The organism is Curtobacterium oceanosedimentum, assembly GCF_020297365.1.
Classification (GTDB): Bacteria; Actinomycetota; Actinomycetes; order Actinomycetales; family Microbacteriaceae; genus Curtobacterium.
The window spans coordinates 65,675-91,428 of the sequence record NZ_JAIXIG010000008.1; the positions used below are offsets into that span (position 1 = coordinate 65,675).

Below are 25,754 nucleotides of genomic sequence, written 5' to 3' on the forward strand. Positions count from 1 at the left end.
GTCAGGACCACTGGTCGCGCAGCGACGGCGGAGTCCGTGTCGCACCGGATTCGCGTCGTGCGCGGAGCAGCAGGACGAGCGACCCCGGTGAGTCGATCTCGTGGAGCCGGCAGGGTCCGACCGAACGCTCCCAGTCGGCGGCGAAGGCCTCGGCGTCCTCGCGCCGCCGGCCGATGCCGGTCGGCACCGCCAGGGAACGGCCGCCCCGGGTGAGTCCGCGCGCGATCCACAGGGCGAGCGCGAGCAGCGGCGCCCGTCGGAGGCGCGCCGGTGACGCGCGCCCGGTCTCGAGCAGGAACCGCGGCGTCCGGACCGGTCCGAACAGCTCCGCGAGCGCGTGCGTGACCGTGCGGCGGTCCTCGACGCTGCCCCCGACGGCCTCGAGGGTGAACGACAGCGTCACCCGACCCGCCGTGTGCGGGGTGACGCGGATGTCGCCCTCGCCGTACGCGGGGATGCGGCCGGCGCGGTGCAAGCCGTCCACCACGGCCCGGACGGCGCCCCGGTGCCCTCCGGCGGTGTCGATCCGTTGCCGGAGCGCGGTGCCGAGCTGGCGCGCGACCGGCCAGGCGACCACGATCGCGGCCACCACCACGGCGGCGGTGCCGACCACGCCGGCGATCGCTCCGGCCCGCCAGAGCTCCACGAGGACGCGCAGCGACTGTCCGACGACGGCCAGTACGAGCGCGAGCACGGCGGCCATCACGGCGGCTGCGGTCGGTCCGGTGGTGAAGGGGGCGGCGTCGGGTTCGTGCAGGACGGCCGCGGTGCTCTCGCGGTCGGCGTAGGGCTCACCGATGCGCCAGGCTGCGTGGGTCTGCTCGCGCGGCGGCAGGATCGCGGCGAGGTCGTCGTCGAGCGCCCGCACCGTCTGCCGCCGGTCCTTCGCCACGAGTGCGGCGAGGCGCAGGGCGTGGCGGTCGGTGAGGGCGGTCCCGGTGCCGCGGACGACCTGGGTGTCGTCCTCGCGCAGGAGTCCCCAGATCTGTTCGTGCTTGCGGTGCATCCGGCTGACGTCCGGGGCCGCGAGCAGGGGGACGTCGGCGGGGAGGACCGTCGTGATCGTCCAGTTGTGCGCCACCTTGCGCGGCCAGGCGGGGTCGAGGCGGAGCGTCCGGCCGCGGAGCTGCTGGGTGGCGGACGAGGTCGCGACGGCCGTGAGGTCGATCAGGGTGTTCGCGGCCGGGCAGTCCCAGCCCTCGCCGAGGAGGCCGCGGGTCCCCACGACGAGACGGGTCGTGGCGTCGGTCAGCAGGACCGAGACGGCGGCGATGACCGCGGCCGACCCGGCGCCGGCGGTGTCGACCGCCAGGACGTCCGGTGCGCCCTCCACCGGGGCGACGGTGAGGTCGGCGTCGAGGTGTCGGCGGAGCGCGGGCAGCAGGACGTCGGCGTCGCGGGCGGCGATCCGCAGGTGCTTCGCGGTGACGAGGACCGGGTGCAGACCGGCGAGGGTCGGGTCCGCGGCGACGGTGGCGAAGGTGCGGAGGGCCCCGCCACTGCGCGCACCGGTGCCGCGGGCGTTCCCGTGGGTGGCGTGGTCGGTCACGACGACGGCCCGCAGGTGGTCGGCGCTGTCCTGCTCGAGCTCGAGCCGCAGGATCTCGCCGACGGCGGTGTCCTTCGCCGCGGACGAGGCGAGCACGGTGTCGACCGGGTCCCGGCCGCGCCGGACCCCGCGGTCGGTCAGGGTGAAGCCGAAGTCGACGATGGACCGCTTGATGCGGTGCCACTGCTCGGCTCGTCCGGGATCGGGCAGCACCCGGTCGAGGGCGTACCGGGCGAGGATCCGGAGTCGTTGCTCGGCGTCCGGGGCCGTCCGGGCACCCGGGTGCACGAGGGCGAGGACGGGGTGGTCGGGACGGACCTCGGCGAGCATGCGCGCGGCGGACTCCGCGACGGCGAAGTCGGCGTCGAAGGCGCGGGCGAGCCGGGCCTCGGACGCCGTCCCGCTCGGACGGTCGCGGTCGCCGTCCGGGTCGTCGACCGGCGGCTGCAGGGTGTGCACGAGCCAGTCGACCCCGTCCGGGTCGTCGAAGGTCGTGCTCACGAGGGCCGCGAGCCGGTCCTGGTGGTCGCGGAGGAACGTGCGCTCCTCGTCCGTGGGTTCGACGAACCAGACGTGGTCGCGGTACGGGGCGAGGTTGCCCTCCTTCACCACGGCCGGCGTCGGGACCTCGTGGTCGACGTCGCCGAGCAGCGCGGTGTAGTTGTCGTGCGCGTCCCGGTCCTCGGTGGACGGCAGGGTCGCGGTGAGCCCGATGAGCAGGGGCTCTCGGCCGCTCTGGCGGATGCGTCCGGCGAGGTACGCGACCACGAGCGCCCAGTGGTCGAGCAGGTGGTGGCACTCGTCGAGCACGATGGTCTCGACGCCGTGGGCGACGAGCCGGTCGACGAGGGCTCGGGCGTTCGGGTGCAGTGCGGTCTCGAGGAGCGCGGGGTCCTCGCGGGCGAGTCGACGTCGGACCGCTCGGGAACGCCGGGCGATGCCCTTCCGGTACGCGGTCCGGTTCGCGGCCTCGAGCTCGACGAGCCACGCCGACGCACCGTCCTCGTCGCGGCCGCCCTCGACGAGTTCGCGCTGCCAGTCGGCGCGGGCGAGCTCGGTGAGGGGCTTGCCCGTCTCGAGGACCGAGAGCATCTGGTAGGTCAGCGCGGTCAGGTCGCCGGGGTGCTCCGGGTCCTCGGACACGGTGACGGCCGGGCCGCCGTCGTCGGTGCCGAGGGCGGCCGCCGACGCCGCCCACTGGGACCGGATCGTCGCCGTGGGCGCGAGGGCGAGCGCGCGGCCGCCGTGCCGTCCGGCGAGCAGCAGCCCGAGCAGGGTCTTGCCGGAGCCGGGCGGCGCGACGACGTGCACCGGGTCCCCCGGCACGACGGGCACCCGGTCGAGCACGTCCTGCTGGTAGCGCCGCAGTGTCCCCTGGTGGCGCCAGCCGCTGAGCGGACCGCCCCGTTCCCCCGTCGTCACCCCACGAGTCTGCCACGGCCCGTCCGGCCTGCCCGAGCGGCGGCGGGCACCACGTGCGGTCGAGCCCGGGTGTCCGGTGCGCGCGGCCTGCGCACCGACTGCGAGCGGGGTGCGTACCGTCTGCCACACCAGATCAGGGAGGGCACCATGTCCGATGTCACCACGTCCACCAACCGCTACGCCGGTTCGTCCATCCAGAAGGCCACGCTCGTCGTCGGCATCGTGTTCCTGCTCGTCGGCATCGCGGGGTTCGTCCCGGGGCTGACGACGGGTGACCTCGCGGGCGCGGGGCACGAGTCGATGGGCATGCTGCTCGGCATCTTCCAGGTGTCGGTGCTGCACAACGTCGTGCACCTGCTGTTCGGCATCGTCGGGCTGCTCGCCGCCGCACGCGCGTCGGGTTCGCGGATGTACCTGGTGATCGGCGGGATCGTCTACTTCGTCCTGTGGATCTACGGCCTGTTCACCGCCGGGCACAGCTCAGGAGCGAACTTCGTGCCGCTGAACAACGCCGACAACTGGCTGCACCTGGTGCTCGCCATCGGCATGGTCGCCCTCGGCGTGGTGCTGCCGCGCGAGCGTCGCCGGCCCGTCAGCGCCTGACGGACCCCGCACCGGCCTGACGCGACACCGCGTCGGACCCGGAACGACACCGCCGACGTCGCACGACGTCGGCGGTGTCGTCCTGCGTCGGGGGCATCGCGGGGCCGCCCCCGGGTCAGACCTCGGAGAACGGCTCGGCGTCGTCCAACCGCACACGGAGCGTCGGAGCAGCCCGCCGCCGGTTGCCGCCCTTGATCACCCGACGGGTGGACGAGCGCCGGATCACCTCGGCCTTGAGCGTCGCGGCGACCTCGGCACCGTGCGCGTACGGGAACCGCACGATCGCCCGGACCGTACCCGGCAGGGCGTCGTCCTCCACCGGCACCGGGCCGAGCACCGGGCCGACGACGGCGTCGCCCAGCGCCTCGACCGCCGCGGTCACGGCCTCGTCGGTGCCGGTCATCGTGGCGACCCGGACCGCGGGCGGGAAGTGCAGCTCGCGGCGGTCGGTGAGTTCGTCGTGGGCCGGGCCGTCGAGCCGCCACAGCGCCATCGCCGACGCCAGCCGCCCGCCGATCCCGACCAGGTACACCTCGGCACCGGGCGCCGCCTTGGCCGCCGCGTTCGTCCAGAAGCGCAGGACGTCCTCCTGCACCCGCAGCCCCTCGCGGGCGAGCATCTTCTCGCCGTCGAGCAGCAGCACGCACGCGTAGCCCCCCGGCACCGACGGCTCGGCCCCGCGGGTGGCGACGACGACCGACGGCTTGGCAGGCACCTCGTCCAGCGGGCGTGACCCGTCGGCGACCACGATCCGGGTACCGGGGAAGGCCCGTCCGAGTTCGTCCGCCGTCCGCTGGGCGCCCTGGCCGACCGGCTTGACGGTGCCGTTGCCGCAGGTCGGGCAGCGGAACCCCACCGCCAGGGCACCGCAGAACCGGCACTGCGGCGTCGCTCCGCGGTGCGGGGTCCCGAGCGGGCCGCCGCACACCCGGCAGTGCGCCCGCTCCCCGCACTCGGCGCAGACCAGTCCGGTGCCGAAGCCGGGGCTCGCGACCTGCACGAGCACGGGCCCGTGCTGGCTCGCCTCGCGCGCGGCACGCCAGGCGGTGCTCGGGATGCGCGCCTGGGCTGCGAAGCCCTCGGCGCCGGTCTGCTGCACGGTCGGGATGACCTTCGGGGCCTTCACCCGGTGGGGCGCGACGTCCTGCAGCCAGTGCAGCTCGACCAGGCGCTGCACGTCGGTGCTGCGGGCGTGCGACACGAACAGCAGCGCTGCCCCGGACTGCGCGGCCCGGACCAGGGCGACGTCACGCGTGTGCACGTACGGCGCCCGCTGCTCGATGAACGAGGCGTCGCCGTCGTCCCACATCGCGATCAGCCCGAGCTCCGTCGCCGGCGCGTACACCGCGGTGCGGTTGCCGATCGCCACGACCGCGTGGGTCCGGGCCTGCAGCAGGGCCTTCGCCCGTTGCCCGTTCGTCTGCTTCGCGTCGAACCGCACCACGCGTTCCGGGGGCAGCACGGCGAGCAGGGCCCGCTCGAGGTCGGTGACGTCACGGAAGTCGGGCACGGCGATCACGGCCGACTGCTCGGCGGCCACCGTGTGCGCGGCGGTCTGCGCGAGGGTGGCGGCCCACCCGGGGACCCAGACCGACGCGTCCGCGTCACCCAGCGCCACCGGCTGGGGAACAGCGGCGACCGCAGCGCGTCCGTGGTCGGCGACCAGGGCCTCCAGGACGCCGTCGGCGTAGCCGGAGACGGGCGGAGCGGTCACCGGCGGGGGCGACCACGTGGTGTCGCGGGCGAGCCAGGCCTTCTCGGCGCGCACCTGTCGGGGCGGGACGGCCAGGCGCAGGACGTCGGAGGCGACGCCGGCGGCACGGTCGGCGACGGCGCGTGCGAGGGTCCAGATCTCCGGCGCCAGGACGGGCACCGGCGACAGGACGGCCTCGATCTGACTGAGCTCGCCGGGGTACTCCCCCTCGGTGACGATCTCGACCACGTACCCGTCCGACATCCGGGCTCCAGTGCGCAGTGGCACCTTGACGCGGACCCCCGCCACGCAGTCGTCCTCGATCTCGGCCGGCACCCGGTAGTCGAACAGACGGTCCAACTGCGGGAGCGGCGAGTCGAGGACGACGCGCGCGACGGTGGTCACGCGGTGCTTCAGACGGTCGCGGTGACGAGTCCTGCGGCAGCGCGGAGTTCCTCGACGCGGTCGAGCTGCTCCCAGGTGAACCCGGGGAGTTCGCGGCCGAAGTGGCCGTACGTCGCGGTCTGCGCGTAGACCGGCCGGAGCAGGTCGAGGTCGCGGATGATCGCGGCCGGGCGCAGGTCGAACACCTGGCGGATCGCGGCCTCGATCGTGGCGTCGTCCACGTGACCGGTGCCGAAGGTCTCCACGTAGAGCCCGACGGGCTTCGCGCGGCCGATCGCGTACGCGACCTGGACCTCGAGGCGGTCGGCGAGCCCGGCGGCCACGGCGTTCTTCGCGACCCAGCGGAGCGCGTAGGCGGCCGAACGGTCGACCTTCGACGGGTCCTTGCCGCTGAACGCGCCGCCACCGTGCCGGGAGGCCCCGCCGTAGGTGTCGACGATGACCTTGCGGCCGGTGAGCCCGGCGTCGCCCTGGGGGCCACCGATCTCGAAGCGGCCGGTCGGGTTCACGATGACGTCGACGTGCGACGAGTCGAGGTCGACCAGGTCGAGGACCGGGCGGATGACGTGCTCGGTGATCGCCGCGGTGAGGTCGGCCAGCGAGACGCTCGGCGAGTGCTGCGTCGACAGCACGACCGTCTCGACCGTCTTCGGCACGACGCCGTCGTAGCCCACGGTGACCTGGGTCTTGCCGTCGGGGCGCAGGAACGGCAGCTCGCCGGACTTGCGGACGGCGGCCAGACGCTCGGCCAGGCGGTGCGCGAGCCAGATGGCGACCGGCATGTACTCGGGCGTCTCGTTCGTCGCGAACCCGAACATGATGCCCTGGTCACCGGCGCCCTGGCGGTCGAGCGGGTCGACCGCACCGGTGCGGGAGTCGAGCGACTCGTCCACACCCTGCGCGATGTCCGGCGACTGCGCGCCGATCGACACCTCGACACCACAGGTGGCGCCGTCGAACGAGACGTCCGACGAGTTGTAGCCGATGCCGGTGATGACGTCACGCACCAGCTTGGGGATCTCGACGTAGCCCGAGGTCGTGACCTCACCGGCGACGTGCACGAGCCCGGTCGTGACCATCGTCTCGACGGCGACGCGCGCGTTCGGGTCGACCGTCAGCAGTGCGTCGAGGATGCTGTCCGAGATCTGGTCGCAGATCTTGTCGGGGTGCCCCTCGGTCACCGACTCGGACGTGAAGAGGCGGAGGGCGGCTGCAGTCACCGGGATCAGTCGGTGGGCTGCTGCTGCTTGGTGACGGTGAGCTTGTCCTCGTTGATCTCGTGGAGCGCGACGGACAGCGGCTTGTCGTCGATCGTCGAGTCGACCAGCGGACCGACGTTGTCGAAGAGCGAGCCCTCGTGCAGGTCGGCGTAGTAGTCGTTGATCTGGCGCGCACGCTTCGACGCGAAGATGACCAGCGCGTACTTCGACTCGACCTTGCTGAGCAGGTCGTCGATGGGCGGGTCGATGATGCCCTGGGGGTTGGCCATGGTGTCTCCTGTCGACTGCGGATGTCGGGGGCGCGGCACCCGGCGGGAGCCCGGCACGCGCGTGCACCCGTCAGGGCGCAGAGAACAAGTCTACGACCTCGCGTGCCGCGGTGCCGACATCGGAGTTCACGATCCGCACGTCGAACTCGTCCTGCGCCGCCAGTTCGACCTTCGCGGTCTCCAGACGACGTGCCTGCTCCTCGGCCGACTCGGTGCCGCGGCCGATGAGCCGGCGCACCAGCTCCTCCCACGTCGGGGGCAGCAGGAAGACGAGCACGGCCTCGGGCATGGCGTCACGGACCTGCCGCGCGCCCTGCAGGTCGATCTCGAGCATGACCTTCTCGCCGGCGTCGAGCGCGCGGTCGATCGGCGGCCGCGGGGTGCCGTAGCGGTACGAGTTGTGCACGGTCGCCCACTCGAGCAGCTCGCGGTCGCGGATCATCCGGTCGAACTCGGCGTCGTCGACGAAGTAGTAGTGCACGCCGTCGACCTCGCCGGGGCGGGGCTTCCGGGTGGTGGCCGAGACGCTCAGGTTGACGTCCGGGTACTGCTCGCGGATGTGCGCGCTGACCGTGCCCTTGCCGACCGCGGTCGGGCCGGCGAGCACGACGAGCTTCGAGCTGCCGCGCTTGCGGCCGCGTGCGGCGAGCCAGTCGGCCAGGGCGGTCCGCTGCCGGCTGCCGAGTCCGCCGAGGCGCTTCGACGACGCGATGCGCAGGCTGCCCATGATCGCCTCGGCGCGTGCCGGGCCGATGCCGGGCAGGCTGACGAGCAGGTCACGGACCCGGAGCGACCGCTCGGCCGAGGTCGTCTCGACGAGCGAGTCGTCCCACGCGGCGCGCGCGACGTCGAGGGCCGAGCGCTCCCCCGACGCGATCGCGGCCTTCACCGCGGCCCGGGCGCGTCGGGCCGCCACGGCGGCCTGCGCCGCCGCGACCCGGTCGACCTCGGGCGGGACGCGGTGCGCGGGCAGGTCCTGGTGCTCGTCGGTCACGCGGCGGCCCCGAGCGCGGCGCGGATCCGGTCGGCGCGGTCGGCGACGGATGCCCGGACGCCGTCCGGACCGTCGGCGAGCAGGCCGCGCGACTCGCTCACGAGCACCTGCTCGGCACGGGTGCCGTACAGGGCGCGGAGGTCCTCGATGCGGGCGCCCTGGGCACCGAAGCCCGGCGCCAGCACCGGCGCGGTGCCGATCGCGTCCGCGTCGATGCCGAAGTCGGCGAGGTGAAGGGTGGCGCCGAGCACGAGCCCGACGTCGCCCAGGGCCTGATCGCCCACGGACCGGTTGTCGTCTGCCACGTCCACGACGATACCGGCAGCGACCGTCCGGCCGGTACGCGGCCCCTCGGCCAGCACCGCGGTCTGCAGCACCCGGGCCTCGGGGTTGCTCGTCGCCGCGAGCACGAACACCCCGGCGCCGTTCCGCCGTGCGACGTCGATCGTGCCCGCCAGCGAGCCGTACCCCAGGTACGGCGACACCGTCATCGCGTCCGCCGCGAACGGGCCGTCGCGATCGAGCCACGCGAGCGCGTAGTCGTCACCGGTCGTCCCGATGTCGCCCCGCTTCACGTCGGCGACGACCAGGAGGCCCGCATCGCGTGCCCGACGGATCGTCGCGTCGAGCGCACGGTAGCCCGCCACCCCGGCCGCCTCGAAGAAGGCGACCTGCGGCTTCACGATCGCCGCGAGGCCCGCGGCCGCGTCGACCAGGGTCGCGCCGAAGGCGGTCAACCCCTGCTCGTCGCGGCCGAGCCCCCACGCCGCCAGGGTGGCGGCGTGGGGGTCGATGCCGACGCAGAGCGGTGAACGCTCGCGCATCGCGGAGGCGAGACGGTCGCCGAAGGGGGTCGGGCCTCCCGTCCGGGTCGTGCCCACGCTCGCAGCCGTCACCAGGTCGCGCGCTCGAGCGCGTAGTCCTGCAGGCTGCGGACGTTGAGCGGCGTGCCGATCGTCTCGATCGCCGCGACCGCCGCACCGATCTGCGCGATGGTCGTGAAGAGCGGCTTGTCGGCCGCGACCGTCGCCGCGCGGATCTCGTACCCGTCCGCACGACCGGCGGCACCGGACGGCGTGTTGATGACGATGTCGACCTCGTTGCGCGTCAGCAGGTCGACGACGCTCTCGCCGCCCTGGCTGTACTTGCCGACGATCCCGACCTCGATGCCGTTGCGGCGGAGCACCTCGGCCGTGCCCTCGGTCGCGATGATCGTGAAGCCGAGCTGCTGCAGGCGGTGCACCGGCAGCACGATCGCACGCTTGTCGGTGTCGGCGACGCTCACGAAGACCGTGCCGCTGGTGGGCAGACCGCCGTACGCCGCGTCCTGCGACTTGAGGAAGGCCCGCGGGAAGTCGCGGTCGATGCCCATGACCTCGCCGGTCGAGCGCATCTCGGGGCTGAGCACCGAGTCGACGACCTGGCCCTCGCGGGTGCGGAAGCGTCGGAAGGGCAGCACGGCCTCCTTGACGGCGACCGGGGCCTCCATCGGCACGAAGGCACCGTCGCGCGCGGGCAGCATGCCCTCGGCGACGAGCTCGTCGACCGTGCTCCCGGTCATGATCCGCGACGCCGCCTTGGCGAGCGGGATGCCGAGCGCCTTCGACACGAACGGCACCGTGCGGCTGGCACGCGGGTTCGCCTCGAGCACGTAGAGCACGCCCGCGCCGATGGCGAACTGGACGTTGAGCAGTCCCTTGACGCCGATGCCGCGCGCGATCTGCTCGGTGGCGTCGACGACGGCCTGGATCTCGGCGCGGCCGAGGCCGACCGGGGGCAGGGTGCACGCGGAGTCACCGGAGTGGATGCCGGCCTCCTCCAGGTGCTCCATGATCCCGCCGGTGTACAGCCGCTCGCCGTCGAAGAGCGCGTCGACGTCGATCTCCACCGCGTCGTCGAGGAACCGGTCGACCAGCAGCGGGAGCTCCGGGCCGATGATCGCCTGGTCGGCCATCCGGTCGAAGTAGTCCGCGAGCGAGGCCGAGTCGTACAGGATCTCCATGCCGCGGCCGCCGAGCACGAAGGACGGGCGGACGAGGACGGGGTACCCGATCTCCTCGGCGACCGCCGTGGCGCTGGCCAGGTCGTGCGCCGTGCCGTTGCGCGGGGCGAGCAGACCGGCGGCGTCGAGGATCGCGGAGAACTGCCCGCGCTCCTCGGCCGAGTCGATCGCCGACGGGCTCGTGCCGAGGATCGGGATCCCCGCGGCCTCGAGCGGCTTGGCGAGGCCCAGGGCGGTCTGACCGCCGAGCTGCACGACGACGCCGACGAGCTCACCGGTCGCCGCCTCGGCCTCGATGACCTCGAGGACGTCCTCGGCGGTCAGCGGCTCGAAGTACAGGCGGTCCGAGGTGTCGTAGTCGGTCGACACGGTCTCGGGGTTGCAGTTGATCATGATCGTCTCGAACCCGGCGTCGCTCAGCGCGAAGGACGCGTGCACGCAGGAGTAGTCGAACTCGACGCCCTGCCCGATGCGGTTCGGGCCGGAGCCGAGGATGACGACCTTCCTGCGGTCGCTCGGGGCGACCTCGGTCTCGGCGTCGTACGACGAGTAGTGGTACGGCGTCAGGGCCGGGAACTCGCCGGCGCAGGTGTCGACGGTCTTGAACACCGGGCGGATGCCGGCCGCGTGCCGCTCGTCGCGCACCTGCTGCTCGGTGACCGGCTGCGCGTCGGTGCTCCGCAGCGACGCGATCTGGGTGTCGCTGAAGCCGTGTTCCTTCGCCCAGCGCAGGGTGTCGGCGTCCAGGGTCTCGGCGGCGCGGACCTCGGCGGCGACCTCGTTGATGAGCACGATCTGGTCGATGAACCAGGGGTCGATCTTCGTGGCCTCGAAGACCTCGTCCGCGGTGGCACCCGCGACCAGGGCCTGCTGCACCGTGACGATGCGGCCGTCGGTCGGGGTCGTCGACTTCTCGAGCAGGGCGTCCTTGTCGAGCTCGGAGGCCGGGGTGTCCCAGTGGAAGCTCGACCCGCGCTTCTCGAGGGAGCGCAGCGACTTCTGCAGTGCCGTGGCGTAGTTCCGACCGATGGCCATGGCCTCGCCGACGCTCTTCATCGTCGTGGTGAGGGTGGCGTCGGCGGCCGGGAACTTCTCGAACGCGAACCGCGGGGTCTTCACGACCACGTAGTCGAGTGTCGGCTCGAAGCTCGCCGGGGTCACCCGGGTGATGTCGTTCTGGATCTCGTCGAGCCGGTAGCCGATGGCGAGCTTCGCGGCGATCTTCGCGATCGGGAAGCCCGTGGCCTTCGAGGCGAGCGCCGACGAGCGGGACACGCGGGGGTTCATCTCGATGACGATGACGCGGCCGTTCGACGGGTCGACGGCGAACTGGATGTTGCAACCACCGGTGTCGACGCCGACGCGACGGATGATGTCGATGCCGATGTTCCGCATGTTCTGGTACTCGCGGTCGGTCAGGGTCAGCGCGGGGGCGACCGTGATCGAGTCACCGGTGTGCACGCCGACCGGGTCGACGTTCTCGATGGAGCAGATGACGACCGTGTTGTCGTAGTTGTCGCGCATCAGCTCGAGCTCGTACTCCTTCCAGCCGAGGATGGACTCCTCGAGCAGGACCTCGGTGGTCGGGCTGGATTGCAGCCCGTCACCGACGAAGCGGACGAGTTCGTCCTCGTTGTACGCGAAGCCCGAGCCGAGGCCGCCCATGGTGAAGGACGGTCGCACGACGAGCGGGTAGCCGAGGTCCTTCGCGAACTCCTTGGCTTCTTCGAGGGTGTGGGCGATGTGGCTGCGGGCGACGTCGGCGCCGGACTCGAGCACGAGCTCCTTGAAGAGCTGGCGGTCCTCACCGCGCTGGATCGCGTCGACCTTGGCGCCGATGAGCTCCACGCCGTGCTTCTCGAGGATGCCCGCCTCGTCGAGCGCGATGGCCGCGTTGAGGGCCGTCTGCCCGCCGAGCGTCGGCAGGACGGCGTCCGGCTTCTCGATGCGGATGATCTCCTCGAGGGACGCGTTCGTGATCGGCTCGATGTAGGTCGCGTCGGCGAAGTCGGGGTCGGTCATGATCGTCGCCGGGTTCGGGTTGACCAGGATGACCCGGACGCCCTCGGCCCGGAGGACACGGCACGCCTGGGTGCCGGAGTAGTCGAACTCGGCGGCCTGGCCGATGACGATCGGGCCGGAGCCGATGACCAGGACGGAGTTGATGTCTGCGCGCTTCGGCATCAGTTGGCTTCCTTCGTGACGTCTGCTGCAGGGGTGGTCGCGTCGGCGGTGGCCGGGTCGAGCGGCTGCCCGTCGCGGCGCTCGCGCACCATGTCCGCGAACCGGTCGAACAGGTACATGCTGTCGTGCGGCCCGGCGGCGGCCTCGGGGTGGTACTGCACGCTGAACGCCGGCACGTCGAGCGCGCGGAGGCCCTCGACGACGTTGTCGTTCAACGAGTAGTGCGAGACCTCGACCCGACCGAACCCGGCCGGCGACTCGAGGACCTCGCCGAGGGGCGCGTCGACCGCGAAGCCGTGGTTCTGGCTCGTGATCTCGACCTTGCCCGTCGTGGTGTCGAGCACCGGCTGGTTGATGCCGCGGTGACCGAACGGCAGCTTGTACGTGCCGAAGCCGAGGGCACGGCCGAGCAGCTGGTTGCCGAAGCAGATGCCGAAGAACGGACGACCGCTCCGCAGCGACTCCTGCAGCAGCTCCACCTGCGCGTCACTCGCCGCGGGGTCGCCGGGGCCGTTCGAGTAGAACAGTGCGTCCGGTGCGAGCTCCGCCAGGGCCGCGGCGGAGATGTCCTGCGGCACGACGTGCACCTCGAAGCCGCGGGCGGCGAGGTACCGGGTGGTCGAGGCCTTCACGCCGAGGTCGAGCACGGCCAGGCGGCCGATCTGCTCGCCGACCGCCGGGACGACGTAGGTCTCCGGGGTGGACACGACCGACGAGAAGCTCGCCCCGGCCATGCCCGCCTGGTCGCGCACGAGCTGCTCCTGCTCGGACGCCGGCAGCGCCGCGTCGGCACCGCTGAACACGCCGCCCTTCATGGCACCGGCGTCACGGATGCGGCGGGTGAGCGCGCGGGTGTCGATGCCGGAGATCCCGACGATCCCGTCGCGCTCCAGGTGCTGGTCGAGCGAGGCGGTGGCGCGGTGGTTCGACACCACGCGGCTGGGGTCGCGCACCACGTACCCGGCGACCCAGATGCGACGGGACTCGGGGTCCTCGTCGTTCACCCCGGTGTTGCCGATGTGCGGCGCGGTCTGCACCACGATCTGTCCGGCGTAGGAGGGGTCGGTCAGCGTCTCCTGGTAGCCGGTCATGCCGGTCGCGAAGACCACCTCACCGAGCGTGCGCCCGCGGGCGCCGTAGGCCCAGCCGTCGTACCGGGTGCCGTCTTCGAGGACCAGGACGGCCCGTTCGCGTGTCATGCTTTCTTCCCTTCGCCCGCGGTCCGCGGGACATCGGCCGCAGCTGCCTGCGGCCCGGTCTCGGTCAGTCCCTGCAGGGCGTGCAGCGCGGCTGCGTCACCCTGCGGGAACCGGAAGTACGTGTCGAGGTCCGTCGCACCTGCGGCGCCGGTCGCCGTCCATCGCAGACGGACCAGTCCCCCGGGCTCGACCACGCGGTCGATGGCCGCCGTGGACCGGTCGGCGCCACGGACCGCGTCACGCGCGATCCAGCGGTCGTCGGTACCGGCGAGGTGCATCACCACGCCGGTCGCGTGGACCGTCACCCCGCCGCGGCCGCGGAACCCCAGGCCGCCTGCGGTGATGCGTTCCAGCGGCTGGTCGGCGCGGGTCGTCGCGACGGTGAAGCCGTCCCACGACCCGACCGCCGGTGGCAGGTCGGCCGGCACCCGGACGGGAGGCACGGCCTCGCTCTGCTTCCGGGTGCGCGTCCGCCAGGTGCGCGCCATCGCGAGGAACAGGGCGGCGACCGCGAGCAGGATCACCGCGCCGAGGAGCCACCGCTGCGCGTCGCCGCTCACGCGTGCGCCCCCGCCCGCAGCGCCGCGGCGTGCGCCGCGACGGTGTCCGCGTCGACCAACTGGCCGTCGAGGACGGTCGCGTAGCCCTGGTGGAAGGTCGCGACGACCCGGCCGGGCAGGGTCGTGCCGAGGTACGGCGAGTTCTGCGACTGGCCGGCCAGGTCGGTGACGGCGAACGCCCGGCTGACCGAGGGGTCGTAGAGGGTCACCTCGGCGGGGGCACCCTCGGCGATGCGCTGACCCTGGCCGGCGACCTGACCGATGCGGGCCGGCGCCTCGGACAGTACGCGGGCGACATCGGCCCAGTCGAGCCGGCCGTCGTCGACCACCGCGGCCTGCACGACGCTCAGCGCCGACTCGAGGCCGACCATGCCGTTCGCGGCCGCCGGCCACTCGCAGCACTTCGCCTCGGCCGTGTGCGGCGCGTGGTCCGTCGCGACGATGTCGATCGTGCCGTCGCCCAGGGCGGCACGGAGCGCCTCGACGTCCTCGCTCGCGCGGAGCGGCGGGTTCACCTTGTACCGGGCGTCGTACCCGGGGGCGCCGTCGACGCCGGCGATCAGGTCCTCGGTGAGCAGCAGGTGGTGCGGCGTCACCTCGGCCGTCACGTCGATGCCGCGGGACTTCGCCCAGCGGATCACCTCGACGCTGCCGGCCGTGGAGACGTGGCAGACGTGCAGGCGTGCGCCGACGTGGTCGGCGAGCAGGACGTCGCGGGCGATGATCGCCTCCTCGGCCACGGCGGGCCAGCCGGCGAGGCCGAGCTCGGACGACAGCCGGCCCTCGTTCATCTGGGCGCCGATCGTCAGCCGGGGTTCCTGCGCGTGCTGCGCGAGCACCCCGCCGAAGCCCTTGATGTACTCGAGCGCACGGCGCATGAGCAGCGGGTCGGCCACGCACGAGCCGTCGTCCGAGAAGACCCGGACCCGCGCGCGGGAGGTCGCCATCGCACCGATCTCGGACAGGTGCGTCCCCTGCAGCCCCTGCGACACGGCACCGATCGGCCGGACCGTGACGTAGCCGGCGTCGTCGCCGAGCGCCTGGACCTGCTCGACCACCCCGGCGGTGTCGGCGACCGGGCTCGAGTTCGCCATCGCGTTGACGGCGGTGAAGCCGCCGGCGGCCGCGGCGCGCGAGCCGGTCAGGACGGTCTCGGACTCCTCGTGTCCCGGCTCGCGCAGGTGCGTGTGCAGGTCCACGAGACCAGGCAGGGCGATCAGCCCGTCGGCGTCCACGGTGGTGGCGCCGGCCGCGTCGAGACCGGACCCGACCGCGGTGATGCGCCCGGCCTCCAGACGGATGTCGGCACGCGAGCCGTCGACCAGCTGCGCGCCACGGATCAGGTGAGCGGTCATGCGGCGGACTCCTTCGGTGCTGCGGCGACCGGCGCGGTCGCTCCGGTGCCGGTCAGGGCGAGGTACAGGACGGCCATCCGGACGGAGACGCCGTTCTCGACCTGCTCGACGACCGTCGAGCGGGGGTCGTCGGCGGCGACGCCGGCGATCTCGAGCCCGCGGTTCATCGGACCGGGGTGCATGATCAGCGTGCGCTCGGACAGCCGTCCGAACCGAGCGGCGGTCAGGCCCCAGTGCCGCGTGTACTCGCGGGGGTTCGGGAAGAAGGCGTCGTTCATCCGCTCCTGCTGGATGCGGAGCGTCATCACGACGTCGGGGTCCTCGGCCAGGGCGGCGTCGAGGTCGTGGTGCACCGCGGCGCCGAACGGGTTGGCGGACACGGGCAGCAGGGTCGGCGGCGCGGCGAACGTCACGCTCGCGCCGAGGGTGCGGAGCAGCCAGGCGTTCGACCGGGCGACGCGGCTGTGCAGCACGTCCCCGATGATCAGCACGCGCACGCCGTCCAGGCCCTGACCGCGCGAGCCGGCACCGTGCAGGCGGCGGCGCATCGTGAACGCGTCGAGCAGGGCCTGCGTCGGGTGCTCGTGGGTGCCGTCACCGGCGTTCACCACGGGGACGTCGATCCAGTCGGCGTCGGCGAGCACGCGGGGTGCGCCGGATGCCCCGTGCCGCATGACGATCCCGTCGATGCCCATCGCACCGAGCGTCTGCACGGTGTCCTTGAGGGACTCGCCCTTCGAGACGCTCGAGCCCTTCGCGGCGAAGTTCAGGACGTCGGCGGACAGGCGCTTCGCGGCGGCCTCGAACGAGATCCGCGTGCGGGTGGAGTCCTCGAAGAACAGGTTCACGACGGTCTTGCCGCGCAGGGCCGGGAGCTTGCGCACCTCGCGGGTGTTCACCTCGGCCATCTCCTCGGCGACGTCGAGGATGTGCACGGCCTGGTCACGGGACAGGTCGGCGGTGGAGAGCAGGTGCCGCATCACGCCACCCCCTGCTCGATGAACACGGTGTCGTCGCCGTCGGTCTCCACCAGGTGGAGCGTGACCCGCTCGTCGGACGCGGTCGGCAGGTTCTTGCCCACGTGGTCCGCGCGGATCGGCAGCTCGCGGTGGCCGCGGTCGACGAGCACGGCGAGCCGGACGGCGCGCGGCCGACCGATCCCCTGCAGGGCGTCGAGCGCGGCGCGGACGGTGCGGCCGGAGTAGAGGACGTCGTCGACGAGCACGACGACCTTGCCGTCGATGCCCCCGGCGGGGATGACCGTGCGGTGCGGCGCGCGACCGATGCCGTGGCCCAGGTCGTCCCGGTGCATGGTGACGTCGAGCGTGCCGACACGCTCGCTGCCGATGCCGTCGACCGCCGACGCCCAGTCGGGCTCGATGCCCGCCAGGATCCGGCCGAGCCGTTCGGCCAGGACGGCCCCACGGGTCGGGATGCCGAGGAGCACGAGGTCCGAGCCACCGTGGTTGGCCTCGAGGAGCTCGTGCGCGATGCGTGTCAGGGCACGCGTGATGTCGGGCTGGTGCAGGACCGTTCTGGTTCCCACGTCGACCCCCTTCCCCGCCTCACTGGACGGCATTAAAGGATGCTGACGTGGTCAACCCTACCGGGACTCCTGGTCCCCTGCGACCGTCCGACCGGACGGTGCACGACCGCCCGAGACGGCTCCGAGCACACCGTTGACGAACCCGGCGGAGTCGTCGGTGGACAGCGACTGCGCGAGCTCGACCGCCTCGGCGATCGCGACGGCGTCGGGCACCTCCGGGTTGAACCGGAGCTCCCACACGCCCATGCGCAGGATGCAGCGGTCGAGCACGGGCATGCGGGCGATCGACCAGCCCTGCGCGTGGTCGACGATGACGGCGTCGATCTCGTGGCGGGCTTCGTCGACCCCGGTGACGATCTGCCGCGCGTAGTCCCAGCTGGACGCACGCTCGGGCTGGTCGAGGTGTCGGACGGTCTCGGTGGCCAGGACGTCCGCGATCGGCAGTTCGCGAACCTCGGCCACGTACAGCATGTCGAGGGCGCGCTTGCGGGCCTTCGAACGAGCACTCATACGGTCAGCGCCTAGGAGTTGACGCGACCGAGGAAGCTGCCGTCACGCGTGTCGATCTTCACGGTGGTGCCGCTCTCCAGGTACAGCGGGACCTGGATGCGGTGGCCGGTCGCGATGATGGTCGCGTCCTTGGTGCCGCCGGACGACCGGTCGCCCTGCAGGCCCGGCTCGGTCTCGACCTCGGTGGTGATCGACGTCGGGAGCTCGACGTACAGCGGGTTGCCCTCGTTCATCGCGATGGTGACCATCGCCGACTCGAGCAGGTAGTTCTTGGCGTCGCCGACCACGGTCGCCGAGACCGGGATCTGGTCGTACGTGTCGGTGTCCATGAACACGTAGGAGTCGCCGTCCTCGTAGAGGAACTGGTAGTCACGACGGTCGACGGTCGCGGTGTCGATCTTCGCGCCGGCGTTGAACGTGCGGTCGACGACCTTGCCGGAGACGACGTTCTTGAGCTTCGTGCGGACGAACGCGCCGCCCTTGCCCGGCTTGACGTGCTGGAACTCGACGACCGACCACAGCTGGCCGTCGATGATGAGAACGGCGCCGTTCTTGATGTCTGTGGTACTGGCCATGAGTCGTCGGTGTCCCGTTCGGTCGTGTTGTGGGGTGTCCTGGGCCGCGGACGGCCCCGGACGAGTGTAGCGGACGCCCGCCCGCCGACCGCAGTGGTCCGGGTCGTGCGCGCCGGATGCGCGCTCAGCGTCGCCGTCGCGCGCGCCACGCGTCGATCGCCGCCCAGGCGAGCAGCACCACGGCCGTCCCGCCGAGCAGCGCACCGGCCGCGCCGGTCGACAGCGCCGCGGTCGGCCGCGCGGGCATCGCCAGGTAGACGATCGACAGGACCCCGGCACCGGCGCCGAGCAGCACGAGCAGGATCCGTCGGATCGTGCCGGACACGAGTTCACGGTCGCGCCGGTCCGCGAAGAGCCGGATGTTGACGGTGAACTTCCCGGTCTCGATCGCCTCGCCGATCCGGTCGACCCGGCGCGGCAACCGGCGCGCGGCGGACACCACACCGACCAGTTCCTTGACCGCGAGGTCGCGCAGCTTGCCGGGACGCAGCTGGTCGGTGATCTGCTGTCGTGCCAGCCCCCGGGACTCCTCCAGCAGGTCGAACGACGGGGCGAGCGTGCGGAGGGTCCCCTCGAAGATCGCCAGTGCGCGGGCAGCCGCGACGAAGTCCGGCGGCGGCTTCAGCCGGTACCGGCCGAACACCTCGACGGCGTCGTCCACGGTCTCGACGCCGATGCGTGCGCCGGGGCCGAGCTCGTCCGCGACGAAGCGCGCGATGTCCCGACGGAAGTCGGGCTCGTCGTGCGCGTCGCGCACGGGTGCCATCCGCAGGACCGCATCGGCGATCCGCGAGGTGTCGTCCTGCAGGTAGGCGGCCAGCAGGTCCTGGACCGTGTCCCGGAGACCCGGGTCGAGCCTCCCGACCGACCCGAAGTCGATCAACGCGGGCCGACCGTCGGGCAGCAGCAGCACGTTCCCCGGGTGCAGGTCCGCGTGGTACAGGCCGTCGAAGACGACCTGGCGCAGGAAGGCGCGGAGGATCGCGCGCATCGGCGCGTCCAGGTCGCGCTCGGAGCGCTCGGCGCGGATCGCGCTGAGCGTGTCGCCCTCCAGGAACTCCATGACGAGCACCCGGCGGCCCGACAGCTCCGGGTACGGGTCCGGGAACCGCACCTCGTCGGCACGGGCGCTGCGGGCCTGGGCCGCCCGCAGCGCGGTCAGGTTCCGCAGCTCGGAACCGAAGTCGACCTGGCGCACCAGGTCGTCGGCGTACTGCGCGGCGATGTCCTGGACCCCGACCTGCCGGGCCTCGGTCGACCACCGCGCCAGGAACCGGACGACCCGGAGGGCGATGTCGACGTCGCGGCGCACGGCGGCGTCGATCCCCGGCCGCTGCACCTTCACGGCCACCGCGGTGCCGTCCGGCAGCCGCGCCCGGTGCACCTGCGCGATCGACGCCGCGGCGACGGGCACCGGGTCGAAGGTCGCGAAGACCTGCTCGACCGGGGCGCCGAGCTCCTGTTCGAGCAGCGCGAGCACCTCGTCGGCCGGGGCCGCGGTGACGTCGCGCTGCAGGTGTGCGAGGCCCTCGGTCCACTCCTCGGGCAGCAGGTCGTCGCGCGTCGAGAGCAGCTGGCCCATCTTGACGAAGCCGCCACCGGCCTCCTCGAGGGCCCGGCGCAGGTGCTCCGCCTGGTCGCGGCGCAGGTCGGACGAGGCCGGGTCGTGCGAGAAGTCCAGGCGTCGGAAGGGCAACAGGTGGTGCCGGCGGGCGATCGACAGGACTTCGGTGAAGCGACGGCTCCGGGAACGCAGCGAGCCGACGTCGGCGTCGCGGGGGCCGGAGAGGTCGCTCAGGCGGGGCGGGGTGGGCACGCCCGCCAGTCTGCTCTCCGGTGCTGTGGCCCTGCTCCCCGCAGGCTGCGTCGCGTCGTCCTCCTGTTCCTCCACAGACGGGAGGCGCGGCGCGGCCTCCACAGGTCGGCCGACGCCCGGCCACCGGGCGCGTTCCGTGCGCCACGCTGCCGGCATGGAGACAGCACTGGTCGCGGCGTGCATCGCCGCAGGGGCGGCGATCGTGGCGGCCGTGGTGAGCTGGTTCGGGGCGTTCCAGAACCGGCGCGCCGCGGACCGCGATCAGGCGTGGAGGCGACTCACCTGGGCGCTGCGGGCCGATCGCTCCCAGGCGGAACACGACATTTCGAGAGCTGTCCTCGAACGGCTCATGACCGTACGGTGGGCCTCGAAGTCCGACCAGGACCTCGCACGTCGCGCCCTGCGTCGACACGTCCGCCCCGACCCCGAGATGGAGGATCCCTGATGCACCTGTTCGCACCGCTGCCGGACCGGCCGGCCTTCAAGATCGACGGCACGCCCGAGGACGACGCCGCAGTCGACGCGTGGTCTGAGGGCGCCACGGTCGACGAGTGGCTCGAGTCTGAACGGACGGGCGTCGTCACCCTGTCGATGCGCGTGAAGTGGTGGTGGCGCCGGACCAGACGGGTCCTGCGCTGACCGGTCGGGCTAGACGCCGACCTCCTGGTAGGCGGTGAACAGCAGGTGGTCCTCCGGGCCCTCGAGCACGACGGGCTTGCCGACGCCGTCCAGGATGATGAACCGGAGCATGCCGGCCCGGGCCTTCTTGTCGCGGCGCATCGTGGCGAGCAGGCCCTGCCACCGGCCGACGCCGTACGAGGTCGGCAGGTCCAGCGAGTCGAGGATCGCCCGGTGCCGGTCCACCGTCGCGTCGTCCAGGTGCCCGGTCAGGCGCGCGAGCTCGGCCGCGAACACCATGCCGACCGACACCGCGGCGCCGTGCCGCCACTGGTAGCGCTCGGCGTGCTCGATGGCGTGGCCGAGGGTGTGCCCGTAGTTCAAGATCTCGCGGCGGCCCTGCTCCGTGAAGTCGTCCGACACGACCTCGGCCTTCAGCGCGATGGCCAGCTCGACGACACGGCGGAACTCCGGCGTGGTCGGGTCGGTCACGCGGTCGACGCCGGCCTCGATGATGTCCAGGATCTCCGGCACGGCGATGAACCCGGCCTTCACGATCTCCGCGAAGCCGGTCAGGATCTCGTTGCGCGGCAGGGTGCGTGCGAGCTCGAGGTCCACGACGACCGCTCGGGGCGCGGAGAAGACGCCGACCAGGTTCTTGCCCTCGTTCGTGTTGATGCCCGTCTTCCCGCCGACGCTGGCGTCGACCATGCCGAGCACGCTCGTCGGCACGGCCACGTAGGGCACACCGCGCAGCCACGTGGCGGCGACGAAGCCGGCCAGGTCGGTGGCCGCGCCGCCCCCGAGCCCGATCACCGCGTCGGTGCGGGTGAAGTCGGCCTGGCCCATGATCTGCCAGCAGAAGGCCGCCACCTCGACGCGCTTGGCACCCTCGGCGTCGGGCACCTCGGCGATGAGGGCCTCGAGGCCCGCGTCGACCAGCAGGGCGCGGAGGTCGTTCGCGCGCGCACCGAGCGTCGGGGCGTGCACGATGAGGACCTTCGCGACGCGCGGGCCGAGGATCGCAGGCAGTGCGCCCAGCAGATCGGTGCCGACGGCCACGGTGTAGCCGTCGTCGCCGCCGACGCGGATCTCGGTGGTCCCGGCGGGCAGGGTCGGCTCGGTCACGGTGCTCCCTCGGTGCTGCTGTCGGTGCTGTCGGTGCTGGCGCTGCTGGCGCTGGTGCTGCTGGTGCTGGTGGTGCTGCTGGTGGCGCTGGTGGCGCTGCTGCTGGTGCTGGTCGTGCTGCTGCTGGCGTCGTCGTCGTGCAGCCACGCCACGACCTCCTCGACGACGTGGGACATCGGCCGCCGGGACGTGTCGACCACGACGTGCGCGAGTTCTTCGTAGGTGGCGGCCCGCTCGTCCGTGATCGCCCTCCACGCGTCGATCCCGCCGTTCGCCAGCAGGGGCCGGTCGGATCCGGCGATGCGCTGGGCGACGGCCTCGGCCGACACGGTCAGCAGGACGACGCGGACCCCGGCCAGCGCGCGACGGGTGTCCGGGTGCGTCACGGCTCCCCCGCCGACGGCGATGACGCCGCCGGTGGTCAGCGCGGCGCGGACCGCGTCGGCCTCGAGCGCCCGGAACGCGGGCTCGCCGCGCTCCGCGAAGATCCCCGGGATCGGCCCGTGTGCACGCACGATCGCCCGGTCGGTGTCGGTGAACGGCACGCCGAGCGCCTTGGCCACCCGCTTGCCGACGCTCGACTTGCCGGCACCCATGGGTCCGATGACGACGACGGGCGCGACGGCAGGGCCGGCGGGTCCGCCGGGTCCGGCGGCTGGTCGCCCCGAGCCCGCCGCCCCCGTGTCGTCGCTCACTGGTCGGCGGACGACGCAGCCGGGTCCGTCCGACGCGTCCGGAGGGTCTCCGGGATCGCCGCGAGGTACGCGTCCAGGTTGCGCTTCGTCTCCACGACGTTGTCGCCGCCGAACTTCTCGAGCACCGCGTCGGCGAGCACCAGGGCCACCATCGCCTCGGCGACCACACCGGCGGCGGGCACGGCGCACACGTCGGAGCGCTGGTGATGGGCCGAGGCGTCCTCGCCGGAGACGACGTCCACGGTGTGCAGCGCGTGCGGCACGGTCGCGATCGGCTTCATGCCGGCGCGGACGCGCAGCACGGTGCCGGTGGACATGCCGCCCTCGGTGCCGCCGGCCCGGTCGCTCGTGCGGTAGATCTCGCCGTCCTCGCGGTACAGCTCGTCGTGCGCAGCGGAGCCGCGGCGGCCGGCGGTCGCGAAGCCGTCACCGACCTCGACGCCCTTGATGGCCTGGATGCCCATGATCGCCGCCGCCAGGCGTGCGTCGAGCCGACGGTCCCAGTGCACGTGCGAGCCGAGACCCGGCGGGACGCCGTAGAACAGCACCTCGACGACGCCGCCGAGCGTGTCACCGTCCTTCTTCGCGGCCTCGACCTCGGTGACCATGCGCGCCGACGTCTCCGCGTCGAAGCAGCGCAGCTGGTCCTCGTCGAGGCGGTCCACGTCGTCGGGCAGCGGGAGCTCGGTGCCGTCCGGCACCCGGACCGTGCCGACCTGCAGCGTGTGCGCGACCGAGCGGATGCCGAGCTCGGCGAGGAACGACTTGGCGACGGCGCCGAGGGCGACGCGCGCCGCGGTCTCCCGGGCGCTGGCGCGCTCGAGGATCGGCCGGGCCTCGTCGAACCCGTACTTCTGCATGCCGACCAGGTCGGCGTGACCGGGCCGCGGACGTGTCAGGGGCGCGGAACGCCCGCGGGACATCTCGGTGGACTCCACCGGCTCGGGGCTCATGACCTCGACCCACTTCGGCCACTCGGTGTTGCCGATGCGGATCGCGATCGGGCTGCCGAGCGACCGGCCGTGCCGGACACCGCCGGACACGTGCAGTTCGTCCTGCTCGAACTTCATGCGCGACCCCCGGCCGTAGCCGAGCTTGCGGCGCGCGAGATCGGCGCGGATGGACTCGAACGACACCGGGACACCCGCGGGCAGGCCCTCGAGCATGGCGATCAGTTCGGGTCCGTGGGACTCACCAGCAGTCAACCAACGAAGCATGCGGCAATCCTCCCACAGCGTCCGTGCGTGCGACGTCCTCGGCTACTGGTACTCGGGGTGCGCCCGCAGCCAGGCCTGGAACCGGTCGACCGCCACCAGGTGCTGGTCGTACGTGTCCGAGAAGACCGTCTCGCCCGACTCCAGGTCGACCGTCACGAAGTACAGCCACTTGCCCTGCGCCGGAGCCGTGACCGCCTTGATCGCGATGTCGCCCGGGTTCGAGATCGGCGCCGGCGGCAGCCCCTCGTGCACGTAGGTGTTGTACTCGTTCGACGCGTCCGCACGCTCGGCGTCGGTGGTCGTGACGGTGTGCGTGTTGCCCGTGCCGTACGCGACGGTCGCGTCGGACTGCAGCTTCATGCCCTGGTCGAGACGGTTCTGGAACACACGCGCGACCTTGGGGTAGTCGGCTGCGAGCCCGGCTTCCTTCTGCACGAGCGAGGCGAACACGATCGTGCGCTCCTGGTCGGCCTCCTTCACGCCGGCGGCGGCGAGGTGCTCCTTCATGGTGTCGACCATCGACGCGAAGTACTGCTCCGCCGTCCACCCCGGGTTGATCGGGTAGGTCGCGGGGAACAGCCACCCCTCGAGCGTGGTGACGCCGGACGGCAGGTCGTAGGCCGACAGGTCCTTCGCCGCGGCGGCGACCTCGCGCTTCGTCAGCCCGGCCTTCGAGACCATGCCGGCCTGGATGTCCGCCAGGGCCGTGCCCTCGGGGATGACGATGGACGCCTGCACCCGGTTCGCGTCGTCCTCGAGCGCTGCCAGGGCCGACTTCGAACTCATCTGCTTCTTCATCGCGTACGACCCGGGCTGGAACTGCACGTCGGGCGACGCGAGCAGCAGCTTGTAGAACACCTTCGAGTCCTTGACGACGCCACTGCGCTGCAGCGTGGCCGCGACGTCCTCGCCGATGTCGCCCTGCTTGATCGTGATGGTGACCTTCGCGGTGCCGTCGCCCGTGTAGTCGTCGGGCTCCTGCGAGCCGCTCACCGCGGCGACGAGCTGCTGGATCTTCGGCGCCGCGAACGTGTAGGCACCGACACCGGCGGCGAGCACCACCGCGACGATGACGATCCCGGCGACGAGCGGGCCGCGCCGGCGCTTCGGTCGCGGTTCGCGGTCCGGCCTGGAGGCACGTCCCCCGCCGCCGCGTCCCCCGCGTCCGCCGCCTCCCGCGGCCCCACCGCCGCCGGTGCGGTCGGGCCCGTCAGGGCCGTCCGTCCCGCGATCGCGGACGGACGGCGCGGACGGCACCTCGCCGGTCAGCAGCGCCTGCACCTCGGGGTGCAGCTCCTCCGGTCGGGTGGCGATCGGCGCATCAGCGGGCGAGACGGGGCGCTCGTCGTCGACGCCCGCCGACCGGCGGTCCACGGAGTCGACGCCCTGCGGCCGGGACGCGTCCGACGAAGCGTCGGTGCGGTCCTCGCTCAGCGCCGATCCGGGCCCTGAGCCGTCAGCCTCGCCGTCCGACGTGCGACGGGCGCGCTCGGCCTCGCGGGCGCGGGCTTCGCGTCGGGACATCGGGCGATCAGGCGCCGGTGCGCCGGCGTCCTGGTCATCAGGACCCACGGTGCGGTCGGGTGCGGACGGCTTGCGCTCGGGGTCGTTGCCGGACGCGATGATCGCGTTCCAGTCCAGATCGTCTGCCAACGGTCCTCGGTCTCTCGGTCGGGAACTCCACCTGGGCACCGTCGTCCGTGGGGTGACGTCGAGAGCACCCATGTGTCACGGAACGGGCAGCCCTGTCAGGGAAGCGTGGTGCCCGGAGGGGCACCGGCACTGCGCTCGTGGTCGAGCGCGTGTTGCAGAATGATAACAGCGGCCGCTTGGTCGATCACGGCCCGCGACTTCTTCGTGTTCCGGCCGGCCTGGTGCAGCCCGCGCTGGGCCGTCACGGTCGACAGCCGCTCGTCGACCAACCGCACCGGGCGGTGTGCCGCGATCCGGGCCGCGAAGTCCCGGGCGTCCGCGGTCGACGGGGTGTCGCCGCCGGACATCGACAACGGCAGGCCGACGACGACCTCGAGCACGTCGTACTCGTCCGCGATCGCGGTGATGCGCCCCAGGTCGGTCGCGTCGTCACGGGGCACCGTCTCGACCGGCGTCGCGAGCAGGCCGTCCCGGTCGCACACGGCGATGCCGATCCGGGCGCGCCCGACGTCGATGCCGAGTCGGCGCCCGGACCGCATCT

General features: G+C 72.8%; 23 protein-coding genes. 3 read left to right on the top strand and 20 right to left on the bottom strand.

What is annotated here, in order from left to right; translation table 11 throughout:
• Nucleotide 1 precedes the first annotated feature (1 nt).
• The gene (locus tag LEL83_RS05305) at nt 2-2,971 is read right to left on the bottom strand and encodes a DEAD/DEAH box helicase family protein (protein WP_225558022.1); all 2,970 of its coding nucleotides are present in this window, start codon (nt 2,969-2,971) and stop codon (nt 2-4) included.
• Nucleotides 2,972-3,118: 147 nt separating this feature from the next.
• Here LEL83_RS05305 and LEL83_RS05310 point away from each other — a divergent pair, with 147 nt between their 5' ends.
• Nucleotides 3,119-3,574, top strand: coding sequence for a DUF4383 domain-containing protein (locus LEL83_RS05310; RefSeq protein ID WP_198655967.1), 456 nt, complete (start codon nt 3,119-3,121; stop codon nt 3,572-3,574).
• Nucleotides 3,575-3,689: 115 nt separating this feature from the next.
• Here LEL83_RS05310 and LEL83_RS05315 read toward each other — a convergent pair whose 3' ends face one another.
• The 14 genes from LEL83_RS05315 to LEL83_RS05380 all read right to left on the bottom strand — a co-directional run bounded on the left by LEL83_RS05315 (nt 3,690) and on the right by LEL83_RS05380 (nt 19,902).
• Nucleotides 3,690-5,672: a primosomal protein N' family DNA-binding protein gene (locus LEL83_RS05315; protein WP_225558023.1), complete on the bottom strand. Its 1,983-nt coding sequence runs from the start codon at nt 5,670-5,672 to the stop codon at nt 3,690-3,692.
• A gap of 8 nt (nt 5,673-5,680) precedes the next feature.
• On the bottom strand, nt 5,681-6,892 hold the full coding sequence (gene metK, locus LEL83_RS05320; RefSeq protein WP_198655969.1) for a methionine adenosyltransferase: 1,212 nt from the start codon (nt 6,890-6,892) through the stop codon (nt 5,681-5,683).
• Nucleotides 6,893-6,897: 5 nt separating this feature from the next.
• Nucleotides 6,898-7,161 (bottom strand): DNA-directed RNA polymerase subunit omega, encoded by a 264-nt coding sequence (gene rpoZ / locus LEL83_RS05325; RefSeq protein ID WP_017887186.1) that lies wholly within the window; start codon nt 7,159-7,161, stop codon nt 6,898-6,900.
• Between the two features lie 70 nt (nt 7,162-7,231).
• Nucleotides 7,232-8,155 (bottom strand): guanylate kinase, encoded by a 924-nt coding sequence (gene gmk / locus LEL83_RS05330; protein ID WP_225558024.1) that lies wholly within the window; start codon nt 8,153-8,155, stop codon nt 7,232-7,234.
• Nucleotides 8,152-9,036, bottom strand: coding sequence for an orotidine-5'-phosphate decarboxylase (pyrF, locus tag LEL83_RS05335; protein ID WP_308009871.1), 885 nt, complete (start codon nt 9,034-9,036; stop codon nt 8,152-8,154). The genes gmk and pyrF overlap by 4 nt, the downstream gene beginning before the upstream one ends.
• A gap of 11 nt (nt 9,037-9,047) precedes the next feature.
• The gene (gene carB / locus LEL83_RS05340) at nt 9,048-12,341 is read right to left on the bottom strand and encodes a carbamoyl-phosphate synthase large subunit (protein ID WP_198655971.1); all 3,294 of its coding nucleotides are present in this window, start codon (nt 12,339-12,341) and stop codon (nt 9,048-9,050) included.
• Entirely contained in the window at nt 12,341-13,540 is a 1,200-nt protein-coding gene (gene carA, locus LEL83_RS05345; RefSeq protein WP_198655972.1) for a glutamine-hydrolyzing carbamoyl-phosphate synthase small subunit, read from the bottom strand. Before carA ends, carB begins: the two co-directional genes overlap by 1 nt.
• Nucleotides 13,537-14,100 carry a PH-like domain-containing protein gene (locus tag LEL83_RS05350; protein WP_225558026.1) on the bottom strand — a complete coding sequence of 188 codons (564 nt, stop codon included), beginning with the start codon at nt 14,098-14,100 and terminating at the stop codon, nt 13,537-13,539. Before LEL83_RS05350 ends, carA begins: the two co-directional genes overlap by 4 nt.
• On the bottom strand, nt 14,097-15,455 hold the full coding sequence (locus LEL83_RS05355; protein ID WP_225558027.1) for a dihydroorotase: 1,359 nt from the start codon (nt 15,453-15,455) through the stop codon (nt 14,097-14,099). The genes LEL83_RS05350 and LEL83_RS05355 overlap by 4 nt, the downstream gene beginning before the upstream one ends.
• Nucleotides 15,452-16,435 (bottom strand): aspartate carbamoyltransferase catalytic subunit, encoded by a 984-nt coding sequence (locus tag LEL83_RS05360; RefSeq protein WP_198655975.1) that lies wholly within the window; start codon nt 16,433-16,435, stop codon nt 15,452-15,454. Before LEL83_RS05360 ends, LEL83_RS05355 begins: the two co-directional genes overlap by 4 nt.
• Complete coding sequence (gene pyrR / locus LEL83_RS05365) at nt 16,435-17,034, bottom strand: bifunctional pyr operon transcriptional regulator/uracil phosphoribosyltransferase PyrR (RefSeq protein ID WP_225558028.1); 600 nt, start codon at nt 17,032-17,034, stop codon at nt 16,435-16,437. The genes LEL83_RS05360 and pyrR overlap by 1 nt, the downstream gene beginning before the upstream one ends.
• 24 nt (nt 17,035-17,058) lie before the next feature.
• Nucleotides 17,059-17,511 (bottom strand): transcription antitermination factor NusB, encoded by a 453-nt coding sequence (gene nusB / locus LEL83_RS05370; RefSeq protein ID WP_198655977.1) that lies wholly within the window; start codon nt 17,509-17,511, stop codon nt 17,059-17,061.
• Nucleotides 17,512-17,522: 11 nt separating this feature from the next.
• Nucleotides 17,523-18,086 carry an elongation factor P gene (gene efp / locus LEL83_RS05375; RefSeq protein ID WP_071255797.1) on the bottom strand — a complete coding sequence of 188 codons (564 nt, stop codon included), beginning with the start codon at nt 18,084-18,086 and terminating at the stop codon, nt 17,523-17,525.
• A gap of 124 nt (nt 18,087-18,210) precedes the next feature.
• The gene (locus LEL83_RS05380) at nt 18,211-19,902 is read right to left on the bottom strand and encodes an ABC1 kinase family protein (RefSeq protein WP_225558029.1); all 1,692 of its coding nucleotides are present in this window, start codon (nt 19,900-19,902) and stop codon (nt 18,211-18,213) included.
• A gap of 154 nt (nt 19,903-20,056) precedes the next feature.
• Between LEL83_RS05380 and LEL83_RS05385 the strand changes: the two genes are divergently transcribed.
• Entirely contained in the window at nt 20,057-20,347 is a 291-nt protein-coding gene (locus LEL83_RS05385; protein ID WP_225558030.1) for a hypothetical protein, read from the top strand.
• Entirely contained in the window at nt 20,347-20,541 is a 195-nt protein-coding gene (locus tag LEL83_RS05390) for a hypothetical protein (RefSeq protein WP_198655980.1), read from the top strand. Before LEL83_RS05385 ends, LEL83_RS05390 begins: the two co-directional genes overlap by 1 nt.
• A gap of 9 nt (nt 20,542-20,550) precedes the next feature.
• On the opposite strand, the gene aroB is transcribed toward LEL83_RS05390, so the two are convergent.
• The 5 genes from aroB to ruvX form a co-directional block, all read right to left on the bottom strand.
• Nucleotides 20,551-21,648 (bottom strand): 3-dehydroquinate synthase, encoded by a 1,098-nt coding sequence (gene aroB, locus LEL83_RS05395; RefSeq protein ID WP_225558031.1) that lies wholly within the window; start codon nt 21,646-21,648, stop codon nt 20,551-20,553.
• Nucleotides 21,645-22,244 (bottom strand): shikimate kinase, encoded by a 600-nt coding sequence (locus LEL83_RS05400; protein ID WP_225558032.1) that lies wholly within the window; start codon nt 22,242-22,244, stop codon nt 21,645-21,647. The genes aroB and LEL83_RS05400 overlap by 4 nt, the downstream gene beginning before the upstream one ends.
• Nucleotides 22,245-22,339: 95 nt before the next feature.
• The gene (aroC, locus tag LEL83_RS05405; protein WP_225558033.1) at nt 22,340-23,560 is read right to left on the bottom strand and encodes a chorismate synthase; all 1,221 of its coding nucleotides are present in this window, start codon (nt 23,558-23,560) and stop codon (nt 22,340-22,342) included.
• 42 nt (nt 23,561-23,602) lie between these two features.
• A complete protein-coding gene (gene mltG, locus LEL83_RS05410; RefSeq protein WP_225558034.1) occupies nt 23,603-25,213 on the bottom strand; it encodes an endolytic transglycosylase MltG in 1,611 nt (536 codons plus the stop codon).
• A 95-nt stretch (nt 25,214-25,308) separates the two neighbouring features.
• On the bottom strand, nt 25,309-25,752 hold the full coding sequence (gene ruvX / locus LEL83_RS05415) for a Holliday junction resolvase RuvX (RefSeq protein ID WP_225558056.1): 444 nt from the start codon (nt 25,750-25,752) through the stop codon (nt 25,309-25,311).
• Nucleotides 25,753-25,754 lie beyond the last annotated feature (2 nt).

What these genes read in the sequence shown, in the direction of transcription:
- LEL83_RS05310 (WP_198655967.1), top strand. Translation starts at nt 3,119, where the DNA reads ATGTCCGATGTCACCACGTCCACCAACCGCTACGCCGGTTCGTCCATC.
- rpoZ (WP_017887186.1), bottom strand. Translation starts at nt 7,161, where the DNA reads ATGGCCAACCCCCAGGGCATCATCGACCCGCCCATCGACGACCTGCTC.
- carB (WP_198655971.1), bottom strand. Translation starts at nt 12,341, where the DNA reads ATGCCGAAGCGCGCAGACATCAACTCCGTCCTGGTCATCGGCTCCGGC.
- carA (WP_198655972.1), bottom strand. Translation starts at nt 13,540, where the DNA reads ATGACACGCGAACGGGCCGTCCTGGTCCTCGAAGACGGCACCCGGTAC.
- LEL83_RS05355 (WP_225558027.1), bottom strand. Translation starts at nt 15,455, where the DNA reads ATGACCGCTCACCTGATCCGTGGCGCGCAGCTGGTCGACGGCTCGCGT.
- LEL83_RS05360 (WP_198655975.1), bottom strand. Translation starts at nt 16,435, where the DNA reads ATGCGGCACCTGCTCTCCACCGCCGACCTGTCCCGTGACCAGGCCGTG.
- pyrR (WP_225558028.1), bottom strand. Translation starts at nt 17,034, where the DNA reads ATGCCGTCCAGTGAGGCGGGGAAGGGGGTCGACGTGGGAACCAGAACG.
- nusB (WP_198655977.1), bottom strand. Translation starts at nt 17,511, where the DNA reads ATGAGTGCTCGTTCGAAGGCCCGCAAGCGCGCCCTCGACATGCTGTAC.
- efp (WP_071255797.1), bottom strand. Translation starts at nt 18,086, where the DNA reads ATGGCCAGTACCACAGACATCAAGAACGGCGCCGTTCTCATCATCGAC.
- LEL83_RS05385 (WP_225558030.1), top strand. Translation starts at nt 20,057, where the DNA reads ATGGAGACAGCACTGGTCGCGGCGTGCATCGCCGCAGGGGCGGCGATC.
- LEL83_RS05390 (WP_198655980.1), top strand. Translation starts at nt 20,347, where the DNA reads ATGCACCTGTTCGCACCGCTGCCGGACCGGCCGGCCTTCAAGATCGAC.
- LEL83_RS05400 (WP_225558032.1), bottom strand. Translation starts at nt 22,244, where the DNA reads ATGGGTGCCGGCAAGTCGAGCGTCGGCAAGCGGGTGGCCAAGGCGCTC.
- aroC (WP_225558033.1), bottom strand. Translation starts at nt 23,560, where the DNA reads ATGCTTCGTTGGTTGACTGCTGGTGAGTCCCACGGACCCGAACTGATC.
- ruvX (WP_225558056.1), bottom strand. Translation starts at nt 25,752, where the DNA reads ATGCGGTCCGGGCGCCGACTCGGCATCGACGTCGGGCGCGCCCGGATC.